This is a genomic window from Sphingorhabdus profundilacus, from assembly GCF_009769755.1.
GTDB classification, from domain to species: Bacteria; Pseudomonadota; Alphaproteobacteria; order Sphingomonadales; family Sphingomonadaceae; genus Sphingorhabdus_B; species Sphingorhabdus_B profundilacus.
The window spans coordinates 196,027-209,659 of record NZ_SDWJ01000002.1 but is presented as its reverse complement, the minus strand read 5'-3'; the positions used below and the strand labels follow the sequence as shown (position 1 = coordinate 209,659).

At 59.1% G+C, this 13,633-nt stretch carries 19 protein-coding genes; 11 read left to right on the top strand and 8 right to left on the bottom strand.

The genetic code is table 11. From position 1 onward, the window contains the following. Positions 1-17: 17 nt before the first annotated feature. From EUU23_RS08840 to lnt, 5 genes are all read right to left on the bottom strand, one after another. Complete coding sequence (locus EUU23_RS08840; protein ID WP_246156396.1) at positions 18-1,199, bottom strand: type II toxin-antitoxin system HipA family toxin; 1,182 nt, start codon at positions 1,197-1,199, stop codon at positions 18-20. Between the two features lie 72 nt (positions 1,200-1,271). Continuing rightward, positions 1,272-1,613, bottom strand: a complete 342-nt coding sequence (locus EUU23_RS08835) for a helix-turn-helix domain-containing protein (RefSeq protein WP_160353790.1) — start codon at positions 1,611-1,613, stop codon at positions 1,272-1,274. A gap of 128 nt (positions 1,614-1,741) precedes the next feature. Then, entirely contained in the window at positions 1,742-2,440 is a 699-nt protein-coding gene (gene trmB, locus EUU23_RS08830) for a tRNA (guanine(46)-N(7))-methyltransferase TrmB (protein WP_160353789.1), read from the bottom strand. Positions 2,441-2,463: 23 nt separating this feature from the next. After that, a complete protein-coding gene (metK, locus tag EUU23_RS08825; RefSeq protein ID WP_160353788.1) occupies positions 2,464-3,675 on the bottom strand; it encodes a methionine adenosyltransferase in 1,212 nt (403 codons plus the stop codon). A gap of 60 nt (positions 3,676-3,735) precedes the next feature. Beyond that, the gene (gene lnt, locus EUU23_RS08820) at positions 3,736-5,340 is read right to left on the bottom strand and encodes an apolipoprotein N-acyltransferase (RefSeq protein WP_160354668.1); all 1,605 of its coding nucleotides are present in this window, start codon (positions 5,338-5,340) and stop codon (positions 3,736-3,738) included. Positions 5,341-5,464: 124 nt separating this feature from the next. On the opposite strand from lnt, the gene EUU23_RS08815 reads away from it, so the two are divergent. Together EUU23_RS08815 and EUU23_RS08810 are read left to right on the top strand one after the other, a co-directional pair. Next, positions 5,465-5,803 (top strand): hypothetical protein, encoded by a 339-nt coding sequence (locus EUU23_RS08815; RefSeq protein ID WP_160353787.1) that lies wholly within the window; start codon positions 5,465-5,467, stop codon positions 5,801-5,803. Further along, on the top strand, positions 5,800-6,219 hold the full coding sequence (locus EUU23_RS08810) for a VOC family protein (protein WP_160353786.1): 420 nt from the start codon (positions 5,800-5,802) through the stop codon (positions 6,217-6,219). The genes EUU23_RS08815 and EUU23_RS08810 overlap by 4 nt, the downstream gene beginning before the upstream one ends. Here the strand turns inward: EUU23_RS08810 and EUU23_RS08805 are convergent, their stop codons facing one another. Together EUU23_RS08805 and EUU23_RS08800 are read right to left on the bottom strand one after the other, a co-directional pair. Beyond that, positions 6,220-6,531 carry a hypothetical protein gene (locus EUU23_RS08805; RefSeq protein WP_160353785.1) on the bottom strand — a complete coding sequence of 104 codons (312 nt, stop codon included), beginning with the start codon at positions 6,529-6,531 and terminating at the stop codon, positions 6,220-6,222. 55 nt (positions 6,532-6,586) lie between these two features. Beyond that, positions 6,587-7,237 (bottom strand): YqaA family protein, encoded by a 651-nt coding sequence (locus tag EUU23_RS08800; RefSeq protein ID WP_160353784.1) that lies wholly within the window; start codon positions 7,235-7,237, stop codon positions 6,587-6,589. A gap of 122 nt (positions 7,238-7,359) precedes the next feature. Here EUU23_RS08800 and EUU23_RS08795 point away from each other — a divergent pair, with 122 nt between their 5' ends. From EUU23_RS08795 to EUU23_RS08785, 3 genes are all read left to right on the top strand, one after another. Further along, positions 7,360-7,998 (top strand): glutathione S-transferase family protein, encoded by a 639-nt coding sequence (locus EUU23_RS08795; protein ID WP_160353783.1) that lies wholly within the window; start codon positions 7,360-7,362, stop codon positions 7,996-7,998. 419 nt (positions 7,999-8,417) lie between these two features. Beyond that, the gene (locus EUU23_RS08790) at positions 8,418-8,606 is read left to right on the top strand and encodes a hypothetical protein (protein ID WP_160353782.1); all 189 of its coding nucleotides are present in this window, start codon (positions 8,418-8,420) and stop codon (positions 8,604-8,606) included. 296 nt (positions 8,607-8,902) lie between these two features. Next, positions 8,903-10,036, top strand: coding sequence for a phage portal protein (locus tag EUU23_RS08785; RefSeq protein ID WP_160353781.1), 1,134 nt, complete (start codon positions 8,903-8,905; stop codon positions 10,034-10,036). On the opposite strand, the gene EUU23_RS08780 is transcribed toward EUU23_RS08785, so the two are convergent. Further along, positions 10,033-10,176, bottom strand: a complete 144-nt coding sequence (locus EUU23_RS08780) for a hypothetical protein (protein ID WP_160353780.1) — start codon at positions 10,174-10,176, stop codon at positions 10,033-10,035. The two genes, EUU23_RS08785 and EUU23_RS08780, sit on opposite strands and share 4 nt — an antisense overlap. A gap of 48 nt (positions 10,177-10,224) precedes the next feature. Here EUU23_RS08780 and EUU23_RS08775 point away from each other — a divergent pair, with 48 nt between their 5' ends. From EUU23_RS08775 to EUU23_RS08750, 6 genes are all read left to right on the top strand, one after another. Then, positions 10,225-10,482: a DUF6127 family protein gene (locus tag EUU23_RS08775; RefSeq protein WP_160353779.1), complete on the top strand. Its 258-nt coding sequence runs from the start codon at positions 10,225-10,227 to the stop codon at positions 10,480-10,482. Next, positions 10,479-10,859, top strand: a complete 381-nt coding sequence (locus tag EUU23_RS08770) for an HK97 family phage prohead protease (RefSeq protein ID WP_160353778.1) — start codon at positions 10,479-10,481, stop codon at positions 10,857-10,859. Before EUU23_RS08775 ends, EUU23_RS08770 begins: the two co-directional genes overlap by 4 nt. A 1-nt stretch (position 10,860) precedes the next feature. Beyond that, complete coding sequence (locus EUU23_RS08765) at positions 10,861-11,928, top strand: phage major capsid protein (RefSeq protein WP_160353777.1); 1,068 nt, start codon at positions 10,861-10,863, stop codon at positions 11,926-11,928. A gap of 51 nt (positions 11,929-11,979) precedes the next feature. Beyond that, on the top strand, positions 11,980-12,321 hold the full coding sequence (locus EUU23_RS08760; RefSeq protein ID WP_160353776.1) for a hypothetical protein: 342 nt from the start codon (positions 11,980-11,982) through the stop codon (positions 12,319-12,321). Positions 12,322-12,522: 201 nt separating this feature from the next. Next, positions 12,523-12,975, top strand: a complete 453-nt coding sequence (locus EUU23_RS08755; RefSeq protein ID WP_160353775.1) for a hyaluronate lyase N-terminal domain-containing protein — start codon at positions 12,523-12,525, stop codon at positions 12,973-12,975. After that, positions 12,975-13,583, top strand: coding sequence for a hypothetical protein (locus EUU23_RS08750; RefSeq protein ID WP_160353774.1), 609 nt, complete (start codon positions 12,975-12,977; stop codon positions 13,581-13,583). The genes EUU23_RS08755 and EUU23_RS08750 overlap by 1 nt, the downstream gene beginning before the upstream one ends. The last annotated feature ends 50 nt before the right edge of the window (positions 13,584-13,633 follow it).

The following is a 13,633-nucleotide window of genomic DNA, read 5'->3' as shown; positions in this document are numbered from 1 at the left end:
AACACACTTGTGAGGCGTTAGGCGTCCTCACTTGCCAACCGAAAGCAAGTCGCAAACCGCTTTCGGTCGGCATGGCTTAAATCCGCGTCCCGAAACAAGGCTTCCCAGCGGTCGGCTACGATTGCCCGCATTTCGCGAACGATGGCCTTTGCATCTTCTGGCCCAATGTCAAAGCTGGCCGCACCCGCCATTGCGTTTTCGAGTGTCGCGTCGCGACCATTGGGGCCAACACCTAATACAAGGCGCCGTTGAAGGCCTATCTGTGGCTTAGGCACAACATCATAGAGAGGCGATAGACGCCAGCCATCGCCATCAAACAGGAAACCGTGATTACGAAGATGATCATCGTCATTCGTGACCAGAATGTTGAACAGCATCCGCCGGAAGAGTTCATACAGGTCATCGCGCACTTGCGTTCCATGCTGACGAAGCACGGCGGCGAGATCGGCGTAACTGTATAGACTGACTTCGCTTTCATGTGCGCCGAGCATGGTCAGGCCGGAGGCAAATGGGCGACGCTCAATATGGCCCCCATGGTCAATGCGATCAAAGCGTTTGATAAGATAAATATCGCGGCCGAGCACATGCCGAAATTCGAGCGGCGGGACATTCAGACCACATTCTTGCGCGAGCCGCATAGTAGCGAGTTCGACCCGGCATTCGGGAAAGCTGTCATTGCGGGCTTGAAACTTGGCGATCCACGGCTGGCCGTCAATATCGGTCGCTGCCTTTGGACGGGCACCACCCAGCGACGATCCAGCTGTAAGCAGGCGACGCAAATTGTCGTCGAGTTGATCAACATGCTGAGCACGTTCCGTTGCGTCCGCAAGTTCTTCAAGAGTGAAATATTCGCCCGGTGCGTCTTCGTCACCCCATGGTGTGATGCGCTCGGGTTGGACAGGTGTCGGACCAAAGGCCAGAGCGCCCACACGGTGGTCACCAGATGAAAGAATGAGGTCAATTTCGCTGGGCAAGCGATCATTCATGGCCTTATACATAAGATATTGACCCCAGCCATCGGGTGCCGCGTCGCGAATGCCACCAAAGATGGCAAATCCCTCCTCTGTCCGGAATGTCTGGTTTGAACGCACATCATGGAGCGGCAACGCTATAGGATCAACAGAGACCCGATTGGCACGTTCAAGGTAACGCCGGCCATAAGCAAAAGTGGCGTATTTATTGCGCGGTTCATCGGTCATTGTGAGCAACCCAGCAGGTACGGGTCCTCCTGGAAGATGAACAAATACATAGCTACGGACGGTCACCATTGGCTAGAAATCCAGTTCATCATAGCTGACGGCATGGGTCGTCTTGGGCAGGCGAGCCAAGTCTTCGCTGATGCCTGCGCGATCACTGTCGGGTGCCACCAATGCAGCAAGGCGCGAAGTCATTCCAAAGACATGGAGGGCGCTGGCAAGGACGGCAAGGCCGACTGTGGGGTCCCCCGATTCAAGGCGCTGTACGGTTTGCACCGACACCAGCATACGCTCTGCCATCAGGCGCTGCGGTAGTTTGCGGCGGCGACGCGCCAAAGCAATATCTTTGCCCAACTGCGCGATTGCACGTTGGCTTTGAGGCGGTAAACCGCTGGCGGCTCGAGATCCACGGGTCATATAAAATATATGACATATCATGTGTAATAAGTCAATTAGACATGATATGTCATGCTAATTACTTCGTCGCCCAAGAAATATTGTCCCTAAATCACTTTTGTCCAACAATGCTGTTCAGACTTTGCTTTTCACCGCTTCCGCCAGCGAAAATACCAGACTTCATGGCCTAGCCGTCGGGCTTTGGCCTCATAACGTGTTTCCGGCCAGCCGCCGGGGCGATTTTGAAAATCGGATGGCTTTTCGCATAGCCAGTCAAACTGGTCGCGATGCCGTTGCATTACCATCAGCGCGTGGCGCAGATAGACCGGATGGTCGGTTCCAAAGCGGAATTCGCCGCCCGGTTTCAACTTTGCCGCGATCAGATTGACCGGTCCGTCGTTCATCATGCGCCGCTTGGCGTGGCGCGCCTTGGGCCAGGGGTCGGGGTGCAGCAGGTAAACGAAGCTCAAGGAACCATCGGGCACGCGGCGCAAGATATCGAGCGCGTCGCCCATGTGCAGGCGGACATTGTGCAGCGCGCCGTCGCGGATATGGGTCAGCGCCATGGCGACACCGTTCAGGAACGGTTCGCACCCGATGAAGCCATGGTCCGGCAACATATCGGCGCGCTGGGCCAGATGCTCGCCCCCGCCAAAGCCGATTTCGAAATGCATCGAACGCGCATCGCCGAACAGGCTCTCGCTGGTCAGCACGCCTTCATCCGGCACCGCAATTTGCGGCAGCAGATTTTCGACCAGATCGGATTGTTCCGACCGCAGCCTCTTGCCCTTGGACCGCCCGTACAAGCGGTTCAAGGTGGTCGGATCGCCGGGTTTATGTGCAGTCATGCCGACGCGATGAGTGTCAGGCGTTACGCGAGTGCGGCCTTCAGATCTTCGACAAGATCGGTCCGCTCCCACGGGAAGAAGTCGCCCTCTGCCTTGCGGCCGAAATGGCCATAGGCGGCGGTCTTGCGGTAGATCGGCTTGTTCAGGCCCAAATGGGTGCGGATGGCACGTGGTGTGAGGCCGCCCAGTTTCTCGATGCTCATGATCGCATTTTCAATTTGATCATCGCCCACGGTGCCGGTGCGGTGCGTGTCGACATAAAGCGATAGCGGCTTCGACACGCCTATCGCATAAGCAAGCTGGATGGTGCAGCGGGTTGCAAGGCCAGCGGCGACGATATTCTTCGCCAGATAGCGGGTGATGTACGCCGCCGAGCGGTCGACCTTTGTGGGGTCCTTGCCGCTGAATGCGCCGCCGCCATGGGGCGCTGCGCCGCCATAGGTGTCGACGATAATCTTGCGTCCGGTCAGACCGGCATCGCCATCGGGGCCACCAATTTCAAAGCTGCCGGTCGGGTTGATGTGATATTCGGTTTCGGTGAGCAGACTGGCCGGAAGGATATCGGCGATTACGCCCTTCACATAAGTGTGCAGTTCAGCGACTTTTTCGCCCTGGTCGTAACCTGCGGCATGCTGCGTCGAGACCACGATGGCGGTCGCCGCGCTTGGCTTGCCTTCGCTGTCATAGCGCAAGGTTACCTGGCTCTTGGCATCAGGCTCCAGAAAGGGCGCGGCCCCCGAATGACGGTCCGCGGCCATGCGCTGAAGGATCTTGTGGCTGTAATCGAGCGTGGCAGGCATGAGGTCGGGGGTTTCGGTCGACGCATAGCCGAACATGATGCCCTGGTCGCCAGCGCCTTCATCCTTGTTGCCCGACGCATCGACGCCTTGCGCGATATGTGCGGATTGCGGGTGCAGGTTGTTTTCAAAGCGCAATGTTTCCCAATGGAAACCTTCCTGCTCATACCCGATTTCCTTGACGGTCCGGCGGACGGTCGCTTCGACCTCTTCCTTGACGCCAGTGGCCCAGTTGCCGTTTTCGTCCATGATGCCCTTGCCGCGGATTTCACCGGCAAGAACGACAAGCTGCGTCGTGGTCAGCGTTTCGCACGCGATGCGGGCTTCGGGGTCCTTGGACAGGAACAGATCGACGATGGCATCGGAAATCTGGTCGGCGACCTTGTCGGGGTGGCCTTCGGATACGGATTCGGAGGTAAACAGGTAATTGGAGCGCATGGTTTTTCCAGTCTATGGCTGTGTCTGCGTATAAAGAATTCTTTATATCGATGCGCGCCTTTAGCGAGAAGTCCTGCGGCGGGCAAGGGGTAACAGCGCACCGGCGATGAGCAGCAAGGCAAATCCGATAGGCAGGATATTGCCATAGGTCGCGAATAATGTGGGCGCCTTGGCAGTCGGCAAACGCGCGTCGATGCGTCCGGCGGCACCTAGCGGCAGATGCTGGACGATCCGGCCATCGGCATCGATGATGGCGCTGATCCCCGTGGGCGTGGCGCGGACGATGGGAAGACCTTCCTCGATCGCGCGCAGCCGGGCCTGCGCGAGATGCTGCGGTGGGCCGACGGTTCCGAACCAGGCGTCGTTGGAAGGATTGAAGATGAAATCGGGACGCTTTCCGCTGTCGACGACCTGGCCTGAAAAGATGATTTCATAGCAGATTTGCAAGCCCACCTTCACTGGCTGACCTCCGACCTTCACGGTCAAAGTCTGCGGTCCGGGTCCAGGCCAGAAATCGAGATCACCCGGCACGAGACGCGCCAGGCCCAGTGGACGGAGCAGCCATGGCACGGGCAGATATTCGCCATAGGGCACCAGATGCGCCTTGTCATAATGGCCGAGCAATGTGCCGCTCGAATCCAGCGCGCTAACGCTGTTGCGGGCGGCGACCAATTTGCCCTTTTCGATGACCAGCCGATTGGCCCCTGTCACCAGCACATCGCCATCCTGCATCAGGGTCGTCAGCCGCTTGCGCGCACCTGCTGCGCTTTCGCCCGGCTGGTAATAATAATAGCGATAGGGATATCCGTCCTCCAGATAGTCCGGCAACGCCGCCTCGGGCCAGAGCAGCAGGCGCGGGCCCTGGTCGGGCAAGGGGCGGCTGTTCATCGCGAGCTTGGCGAAATTGATCGCTTCATAGCCCGGTTCATATTTGTCGGCCTGCGAGATGTCGGGCTGGACGATGGTGAGGAGAGGCGACTTTGGTGCGGTATTGGCCGCGGTGACAGGGATGTTGATGCCGGAAAGCCATAACGCCGCCAGTGCTGCAAATCCTGCCAGCAAAGGCCGCCACTGCCGGTGTGCTGCGAGCAGGATCAACCCGGACGTCACCACCACGACCGCCGAAAGACCATAGGTCCCCAACAGGCTTGTCGCACGGGCAAGCTCAAGTTGCGATTGCCAGATGACCGCCAGCGGATTCCACGCAAAACCGGTGAATAGCCAGCTTCGCAGCCATTCGCTGATTGTCCAGCATCCGGCAAAGGCAAGAATGAGGGGGATTTTCGCTCCCGCTTTGGCGGCCCGCTTGGCGTGGGTGTTGATCCACCATGCCCCCCCTGCCGCAAGCGCGGGATAGACCGCCAGATACAGCGCCAGCGTCACCACCGCGACATAGCCGAGCCAGATCGGCATCGCCGCCTGAAAGGTAAAGGCGACCGCGATCCAGTTATTGCCTACACTGAAATGCCCCACACCGAATAGCCAGCCGATCAACGCGGCGCGGCGCTTGTTCGGGGCATCGCCGATCAGCTGGATGAGCAGCGCGAAACAGGCCAGCGTTACCGGCCATAAACCCCAAGGCTCAAACCCCGCAGCCGAAACCGCCCCTGCGATCAGGGCCGTCCATCGGGGATATTTTGAAAAGAACGCGATGACTTTGTGCACGGCGCCGTCTTTGCCCACGCATTGTGACAAAAGCAACAGCTTGCAAGATTATGCTAGTCTCCTTTGCGTGCCGCGCTTAGAAGCTTCATTGCTTATGTTTCTGTTCACCTTCCTGTTGTCGTCCGTGTCTCCCGCCCCGCTGACCGAGGCGCATCAGCGGGATATCGCCTGTGTTGCCGACATTGCCGTGCTTGCCGATGCCCAGAAACGCGGGGTCGAAGGTGGCGCTAATGTGCAGCAGCAAGGCAGGCGCTGGGCGGGGATTGTCGGCGACCGGATTGTATTTGAAACCGGCCAGCCGCGCGAATTGGTGGCCTTTGCCATGCAAGAGGCGGCAAAGGCGAGCATCAAACAGGGCCAGAACGTCACACAGCGCAATGTCTGTATCCGCCAGATGCAGCGCGAACTGGCCGCCGCCGATGCCGTGGGGCAACCGCTGCCCAAACCTGTGAAAGCGCGATGACACTTCGCCCCTTTCACCTCGCCTTTCCGGTGCATGACCTTGCCGCGGCGCGCCATTTTTATGGCACGGTCTTACGCTGTGAAGAGGGGCGCTCGTCCGATCACTGGATTGATTTCAACTGCTATGGGCATCAGATTGTCGCCCATCTCGACCCGGCCGGTGCGCCGGGTGCGATACATAATGCGGTCGATGGCCACGCGGTGCCAGTGCCGCATTTCGGCGTGGTCCTGACCATGCCGCAATGGCAGGAACTGGCCGATCATGTGCAGGCTTCCGGCATAGAATTCGGCATCGCCCCGCATATCCGTTTCAAAGGCGAAGTCGGCGAACAGGCGACCATGTTCTTTTACGACCCCAGCGGCAATGCGCTGGAATTCAAGGCATTTGCCGACGACAGCAGCCTGTTTGCGGCATAGCTATTCGGCCTGATTGGCCGCCTGAATTGCGATCGATGGCTCGCCAGTGATCGTTTCGGGTTTTTCTAAATTTATCTGGCTGTCGACAATGGGGGCGTCTTCCTCCTCGGCAAAATCGAAGGCTGCATCGGCCAGATCCTCTGCCGTTGCGGGCGTGGCATTTTCAGGCAGGTGCTTGGCCACAGGCGCTTCCTTCGAAGCAACAGTCGGGGGGGCTTTGCTTTCCGCATAGAAATGCGCGCCCATCAAAATAAGGGCGGCCACCGTGATCGTGGCGATGAAACTGACGATATTGCGCGAACTGTGATCCATGGTCCCACCTTGATATTCAAAGCGGAAGATATAACCGATGCAGCTTAACGATCTCCTAAACCGGACCGCTTGGCTTTTCGATGCGCGTGGCATGTGAACACCGGTCGCTTTTCTCCGCGCCGCCGCCTGCCAGCATGGTAAAGGCCACAAACCCGCCAACGACGAGAACCAGAAAGCCTGCGGTGACCCATGCAAGATATGTGTCGATAAATTGCTTGATCGGCCGTCCGAATTTCCAGAACAGGAAACCGACCAGCATGAACTGGAACGCCCGCGACAGAATGCTGGCCCAAAGGAAGGTCCACAGGTCCATATGGATGAACCCGGCGGTCAGCGTCAGCAGCTTGAACGGAATCGGCGTTGCGCCCTTTATCAGGATAATCTCCGCCCCATATTCGCGCAAATAGCAGGCGGCGGCGGGAAAGCTGTCCCACAGACCCAATAGCTTCAACAACCCGACCCCGACCGTTTCATAAGCAAAAAAGCCGATGGCATAGCCAAACATCCCCCCCAGCACCGACGCCAGTGTGCAGATCAGGCCATAACGCAACGCCTTGTCCGGCCGCGCCAGACACATCAGGCCCAGCAACGGATGGGGCGGAATGGGGAAGAAACTCGACTCAATGAAGGAAAACAGGAACAGCCAGCGCTCCGCATCGGCATGCGCCGCCTTTTCCATCATCCAGTCATACAGGCGCTTCAGCATGGGTGCCGCAGGTAACGGTGGTGCCGGTCAATGTCGATGCCTGAAAACAGTTGCAAATCGCTACTTAATTGGCACTATAGGGATCGGGGCCGATTCCGGCCATTCATTCAGGAGCACAAATTATGAAATTATACGGCGCCCCCGTGTCCCCCTTTGTCCGTAAAATCCTTGTCCTCGCCGCTGAAAAGGGGCTGGATCTTGAACTGGTGCCCATTGGTTTGGGCGACCAGAACCCCGACTTTCTGGCGTGCAGCCCCTTTCGCAAGATGCCGGGCTTTACCGATGGCGATTTTTCGATTTCGGATTCGACCGCGATTGCGACCTATCTCGACACCAAATATGCCGACAAAAACATGATCCCCACCGACGCCGAAAACCGTGCGCGCGTGATCTGGTTCGACGAATTTGCCGACACCATCTTGACCTCGGCGGCAGGCGCGATGTTCTTCAACCGCATCGTCTCCCCCAAATTTGTCGGCAAGCCCGGCGATGATGCGGCGGCGGCCAAGGGCGAGGCCGACATGACCCCTGTCTGCGCCTATCTGGAAGGTGTGATCGGCGCCAGCGGCTATCTGGTCGGCGACGCCCTGACACTGGCCGATATTTCGGTCGCTGGCCCCTTTGTGAACGCCGCGCATGCCGGTTATACCCCCGATGCCGCCGCTTATCCAAAGCTGACCGCCTATCTCACCAACCTCCACGCCCGCCCCAGCTTCGCCGACTGGATCCGCCGCGAAAAGAAGATGCTCGGTCTGGATTAAGACCAAAGTCCCCCTCCCGCATGCGGGAGGGGGACCGCGCCAAAGGCGTGGTGGAGGGGCAGCAACGTCGAAGGCCCCTCCGTCAGTTGCTGAAGCAACTGCCACCTCCCCATCGCAAGTCGATAGGGAGGAGCAAGCGCCCTCGCCCCTTCAGGGGAGAGGATACGAAGCCTTGGCCGCAAGGCCTAGGCGCAGTTGGAGAGGGGCCGCCCCACCCGTTTCATCCCATCCGGTCCCAATGCACCCTTGCCTTGTCAGGGCGGGGAGGGCAGAACGGCGGGTGAAGGGAAAAAGCGTGAGCCGTCAGCTAATTAACGAATATCGCGCCGAACTTGACCGATTGCGACAAATGTCCGGCACCCGTTAATCCAAACATCACACCTGCCCCCTAACGCTGCTGGGCGTCAGGAGTCAGGGTTATGAAATTTATCGCACTTCATTCACGCGGCGGGAATTATCTGGTGGTGGCGTCGAACGTTGCATGGTTGCGTGCGGCGGAAAATGGGCAGACGCAGATTGGTATTGTCGGCGGGCAACCGTTGCTGGTCGCAGGCAGTATGGACGAAATTGCGGCGCAGTTGATGGTGGACGGGCCGGTGGCGGTTTGAGGATGGATTTTAGCCGCTGGCTTTTGCACCAATCAACCGTTTGATGCCGTTTTATTTTAGTTTCTTCTCTATGTCCGTCACCCTGAACTTGTTTCAGGGTCTTAATACTGTGACGTTGAAACTAAGACCCTGAAACAAGTTCAGGGTGACGGTTATTAAGGACTATCCCAAGCATGCCTGCAATTAAATAACCATATCGGTAAAAATAAATTGACAGCGTAACGCTGTTTGGGTACAAATAGGCATCGTCGAAAATTGCGATTCGCAAACAGGCGGATGTCACACAAGGATTACACATGAATATCTTCGGTTGGAAATCAACCGGACGCGGCTTTGCGCGTCCGGCCAAAACGCATGTCCGGCAGGACCGTCTATCGGGTGTGCGGACCTATGGGCAGGCAATGCTTGGCGATTGGCCCCGCAATTATGAGGCGCAATTGCGTGAGCTGTATCTTGGCAATGCCATCGCGCAACGTGCGCTGGGCTTGGTGGTGGACGGGCTGGCGGCGGCGCCATTGACTTCGAATGACGCGGTGGCGCTTGATCTGGTCAATCGGGTGTCAGCGGGGCAGTCGTTAATAGCCGCGGCGGCGACGCATCTGATGCTGCACGGCAATGCCTATATCGAGATATTGCCCGGCCCCGATGGCCGCCCCGCCGAACTGTTCGCGCTGCGGCCCGAACGGGTGACGATCGAGGCCGATATGCGCGGCTGGCCGGTCGCCTTTGTCTATCGCGCAGGCGAAGTGACGACCCGCTTGCCCAGTGATGCGGTCATCCACATCCGGTCGATGCACCCGCTGAACGACCATTATGGTCTGGGCTGTCTGGAAGCAGCGGCGGGCGCAATGGCGATCCACAATTCAGCGACGCGGTGGAACAAGGCGTTGCTTGACAATGCGGCGCGGCCATCAGGGGCGCTGGTTTATGATGCGGTGTCGGGCGAGAGTGGTTCGGGCACCCTGTCCGCCGATCAATATCAGCGATTGAAAGCCGAATTGGAGGCCAGTTTTCAAGGGGCAGGCAATGCCGGGCGGCCCATGCTGCTCGAAGGCGGGTTGCGGTGGCAGACGATGGCACTGACCCCTGCGGAAATGGACTTTGCAGGGTTGAAAGAGGCCGCCGCCCGCGAAATCGCGCTCGCTTTCGGGGTGCCGCCGGTGCTGCTCGGGCTGCCGGGCGATGCAACCTATGCCAATTACCGGGAGGCGAACCGCGCCCTGTGGAGCCAGGGAATCGCGCCGCTGGGATACAAGCTGCTCAACGGATTGCAGCAGGGTTTGCACCCATGGTTTGACGGCCTGCATCTGGATATCGAAACAAACGCCATCCCCGCCCTATCCGAAGACCGTGAACGGCTATGGATTCAGGTCGGAAATGCCGACTTCCTGACCACAGAAGAAAAACGCGCGGCGGTGGGTATGACCTAACCCGAATTGCATTTCCAGCGGGCATAATCCCATTCGCCGCCGATCGCGTTGCAGCTTTGGATGCCTTCGCGTTTTAGATACCAATAGCCGCCCGCCACCAGAAGCAGGATGCACAAGGTTATAAAGATCCACCGTCCCATATTATGATCTTAGCCTATATTTCGGCGAATTACATAGAGGAATCTCACATGACACAAGACAATCTGCAAGGCCTGCTGGAGCAGGCCTCCGAAAGTGGTGCGCGTCGTGCGCTGGCGCAATTGGGGCTGGATGACAGCCATGCGGCAAAGGACATGGGCGAGCTGCGCGAATTGCTGTCGGCGTGGCGCGATGCCAAGCGGTCGGCAGGCAAGGCCGCCATCGGCTGGGTGGTTCGCATGGCGCTGGCGCTGTTGCTGATCGGGCTGGCGGTCAAACTTGGCCTGCCGGGGCTGGTGCTGCGATGAGAATTGCGGGCTATGCCGCCATTTTCGACGCGCCCGACCGGGGCGGCGATGTGGTGCGAAAGGGGGCGTTCGGTCAGGCGGCAAAGGCGGGATTGCCTTTATTGTGGCAACATGACTGCGCCCGCCGCATCGGTTTTGTCGAAAGCCTGTCCGAAGATGATCGCGGCCTGCGCGTGATTGCACGGCTTGATGATGAGGCTGTGCCCGTGCGCGCCGGGTCGGGTCTGTCCTTTGGCTATCGCGTCCGCGCAATGCAGCGCGGGGCCTATCGCGAATTGACCGACCTCGACCTGATCGAGGTCAGCATTGTTACCCACCCCATGCAACCGCTCGCGCGGGTACTGGCGGTGGAGGAATTTCACAACCAAGGAGAATGACATGGATTATGAAACCAAAGCCGCATCGCTCGATGCGGTGTTTGAAGACGCGTGCGTGGAAAGCGCCATCACACGGCCAGCGCTGTCGGGGGCGCAGGCACAGGACGCGGGGAAAACCGCCTTTGTGAACGGCTATCTGCGCCGTGGGTCCGAAGTGGAGCTGAAAAGCGTTACCGGCACGGTCGCAGCCGATGGCGGCTATGCCGTTCCGCAGGAAATTGATGCCGCGATTGACGCGACCTTGCGCGATATCTCCCCCATCCGCAGCATCGCCAATGTGGTGCGTGTGGGGTCGGCGGGCTATCGCAAGCTGGTGACGCAAAATGGCGTTACCTCCGGCTGGGCTTCGGAAACGGCGACGCGCCCCGAGACCGCGACGCCAACCTTCCACGAAATCGTCCCCAGCTTTGGCGAGCTGTATGCCAATCCGGCGGCGACGCAGGCGATGCTCGACGATGCGGCTTTTGATGTGGAAAGCTGGCTTGCCGGAGAAATCGCCACCGAATTTGCCAAGGCCGAAGGGGCTGCCTTCGTCAATGGCGATGGCATCAACAAACCCAAAGGATTTCTCCGAAGTGCCGTTGCCAGCACGGGCGATGCGACCCGGGCGTTCGGGACGCTGCAATATGTGGCGGCGGGGGCGGCGGGCGGTTTTGCGTCGGCCAATCCGCAAGACCGGCTGATCGAACTGGTCCACGCCTTGCGCGCGCCCTATCGTCAGGGGGCAAGCTGGGTGATGAATGCATCGACGCTGGCGACGATCCGCAAGTTCAAGACCAGCGAAGGGGCCTTTATCTGGCAACCCGGCCTGTCGGCAGGGCAACCCGATATGCTGCTTGGCTATCCGGTGGTCGAGGCGGAGGATATGCCCGATATCGCGGCGGGAAGCCTGTCGATCGCCTTCGGCAATTTCCGTGCGGGCTATCTGATTGCGGAGCGGACTGAGACCAGCATCTTGCGCGACCCCTATTCTAACAAGCCCTATGTCCATTTCTATGCGACCAAAAGGCTGGGCGGGGCGGTGACCAATTCCGAAGCGATCAAGCTGATGAAATTTGCAGCGAACTAGGCGCGATATCCTCCCCATCGCTGGGCGGTGGGGAGGATGCGGAGATGCATTATGACATCCTATATCTTCCAGCGGGGCGAGACGATCATGCTCGCCCTCGATGCGGTGGCCGGTGATCCGGCGGCCGTGACAGCCATGACGGCGCATATGAAGGCCGTCCCGCCCGGGCGTTCGGGCGTCGACGCCACGACCCCGGTGGCGGCCGCTTTTTCGGTATCGTCCCGGGCGGCGCAAGGCGCAATTCCGGCGGGCTGGACGTTGACCATTGATGCTGCGGCTTCGGCGGGGTTGGCGGCGGGGTCCTATCTCGCCGATGCGCGGCTGCAGGTCGCAGGTGGCGTGGTCATTACCGAAAGCATCGCGCTCACCATCCGCGAAAGCGTGTCGGCATGACGCTGCTGTTGCAATGGCGTCAGCCCGACCCGCCGCTGGTTTTGCGCTGGCGCGGGCCCGATGATCGCGTCGCTGCGGTGGCGGCCGCTCATGCTCCAGCGGCGATCCCGACAGTGATCGGCCCGCCCGGCCCACCTGGGCAACTGCCCGAGACCATTGATTGCGGGACGTTCCAATAATATTTTCTTCAAAGGACAGACTATGCCCAGAATACAGATCAAGCGTGGCCTCAAAGCCAATTTGCCCGCCGCATCCATGCTTCCCGGCGAAGCGCATTTTACCACAGACCGGGGGACGCTGCACATTGCCACAGGGGCAACGACCAGGCTTGCGGTGGTCCCGCCCATTGATGATTTGACCACCATCGCCGCGGTCGACGGGGCGGCGGATATGCTCATATTGCACGATGCGTCGGCGACCGGACAGAAAGAAGGCAAAATCACCGTCAATGCGTTCAAGGCGGCGCTGAACATCCCGTCGTCCGATCTCGACGAAAAGGTTGCCGTCGTAGCAGGGGGTGTTTCCGGTTATTTATTTGGTACAAATGGAACCGATGGGGTACTTCGTGTCAATTCATCGATGCTCTGTATCAAGGACACAGGCAATGCCTTTGTGACCTTGGCGGTGGGCGATGTCGACTGTGGTACTTTCTGATGGTTAGCCTGACGCACAAACGCGGAACGCGAGCGCAGATTGACGCAGCAGCGCTCGCCAACGGTTTGCGGCGGGGCGAAGTGTATCTGATGACCGACGAGGCCCGGCTGACCGTTGGAACCGCGCCCAACGGCCATCAGCCACTTGCGAAACAGGGCGAAACAGCCATTGATCCGTGGAGCTGGCAGAAATTGGGTGCAGATGTCGTCAGCAATTTGGTGACCTTGGCACCCGTAACCGGCATGTCGTTCGAGGCGGAACCGGAAACCAGCTATCTCGTGGAAATTTTCGGCGCCTATCAGTCTGCGGCGATCTCGACAGGTTTGGCGCTTGCCCTTGATATTCCGTCGGGCACGGTCATTGGGCAGATGGTTTCTGTAGTCACAGGGACAACGCCGAACATGATCGAACAAATTGCCGATAGCGCGACCAACGCCGCCACCCCGGCGGTGCGGACGGCCAATAGCAACACCCCTGTATCCGCACGCTATCTGGTTACGACAGGGTCGACAGGCGGTCCGGTCCAGCTTTTGTTCCGAACCGAAATTGCCGGGTCCGCGATCACGATAAAAGCAGGGCTGACCATAATGGGCCAGCGCAAAATCTAATTTCTTCGCGCGCCTTACGCCGGAAATTTACCCACTAAAAAGGATAGAAA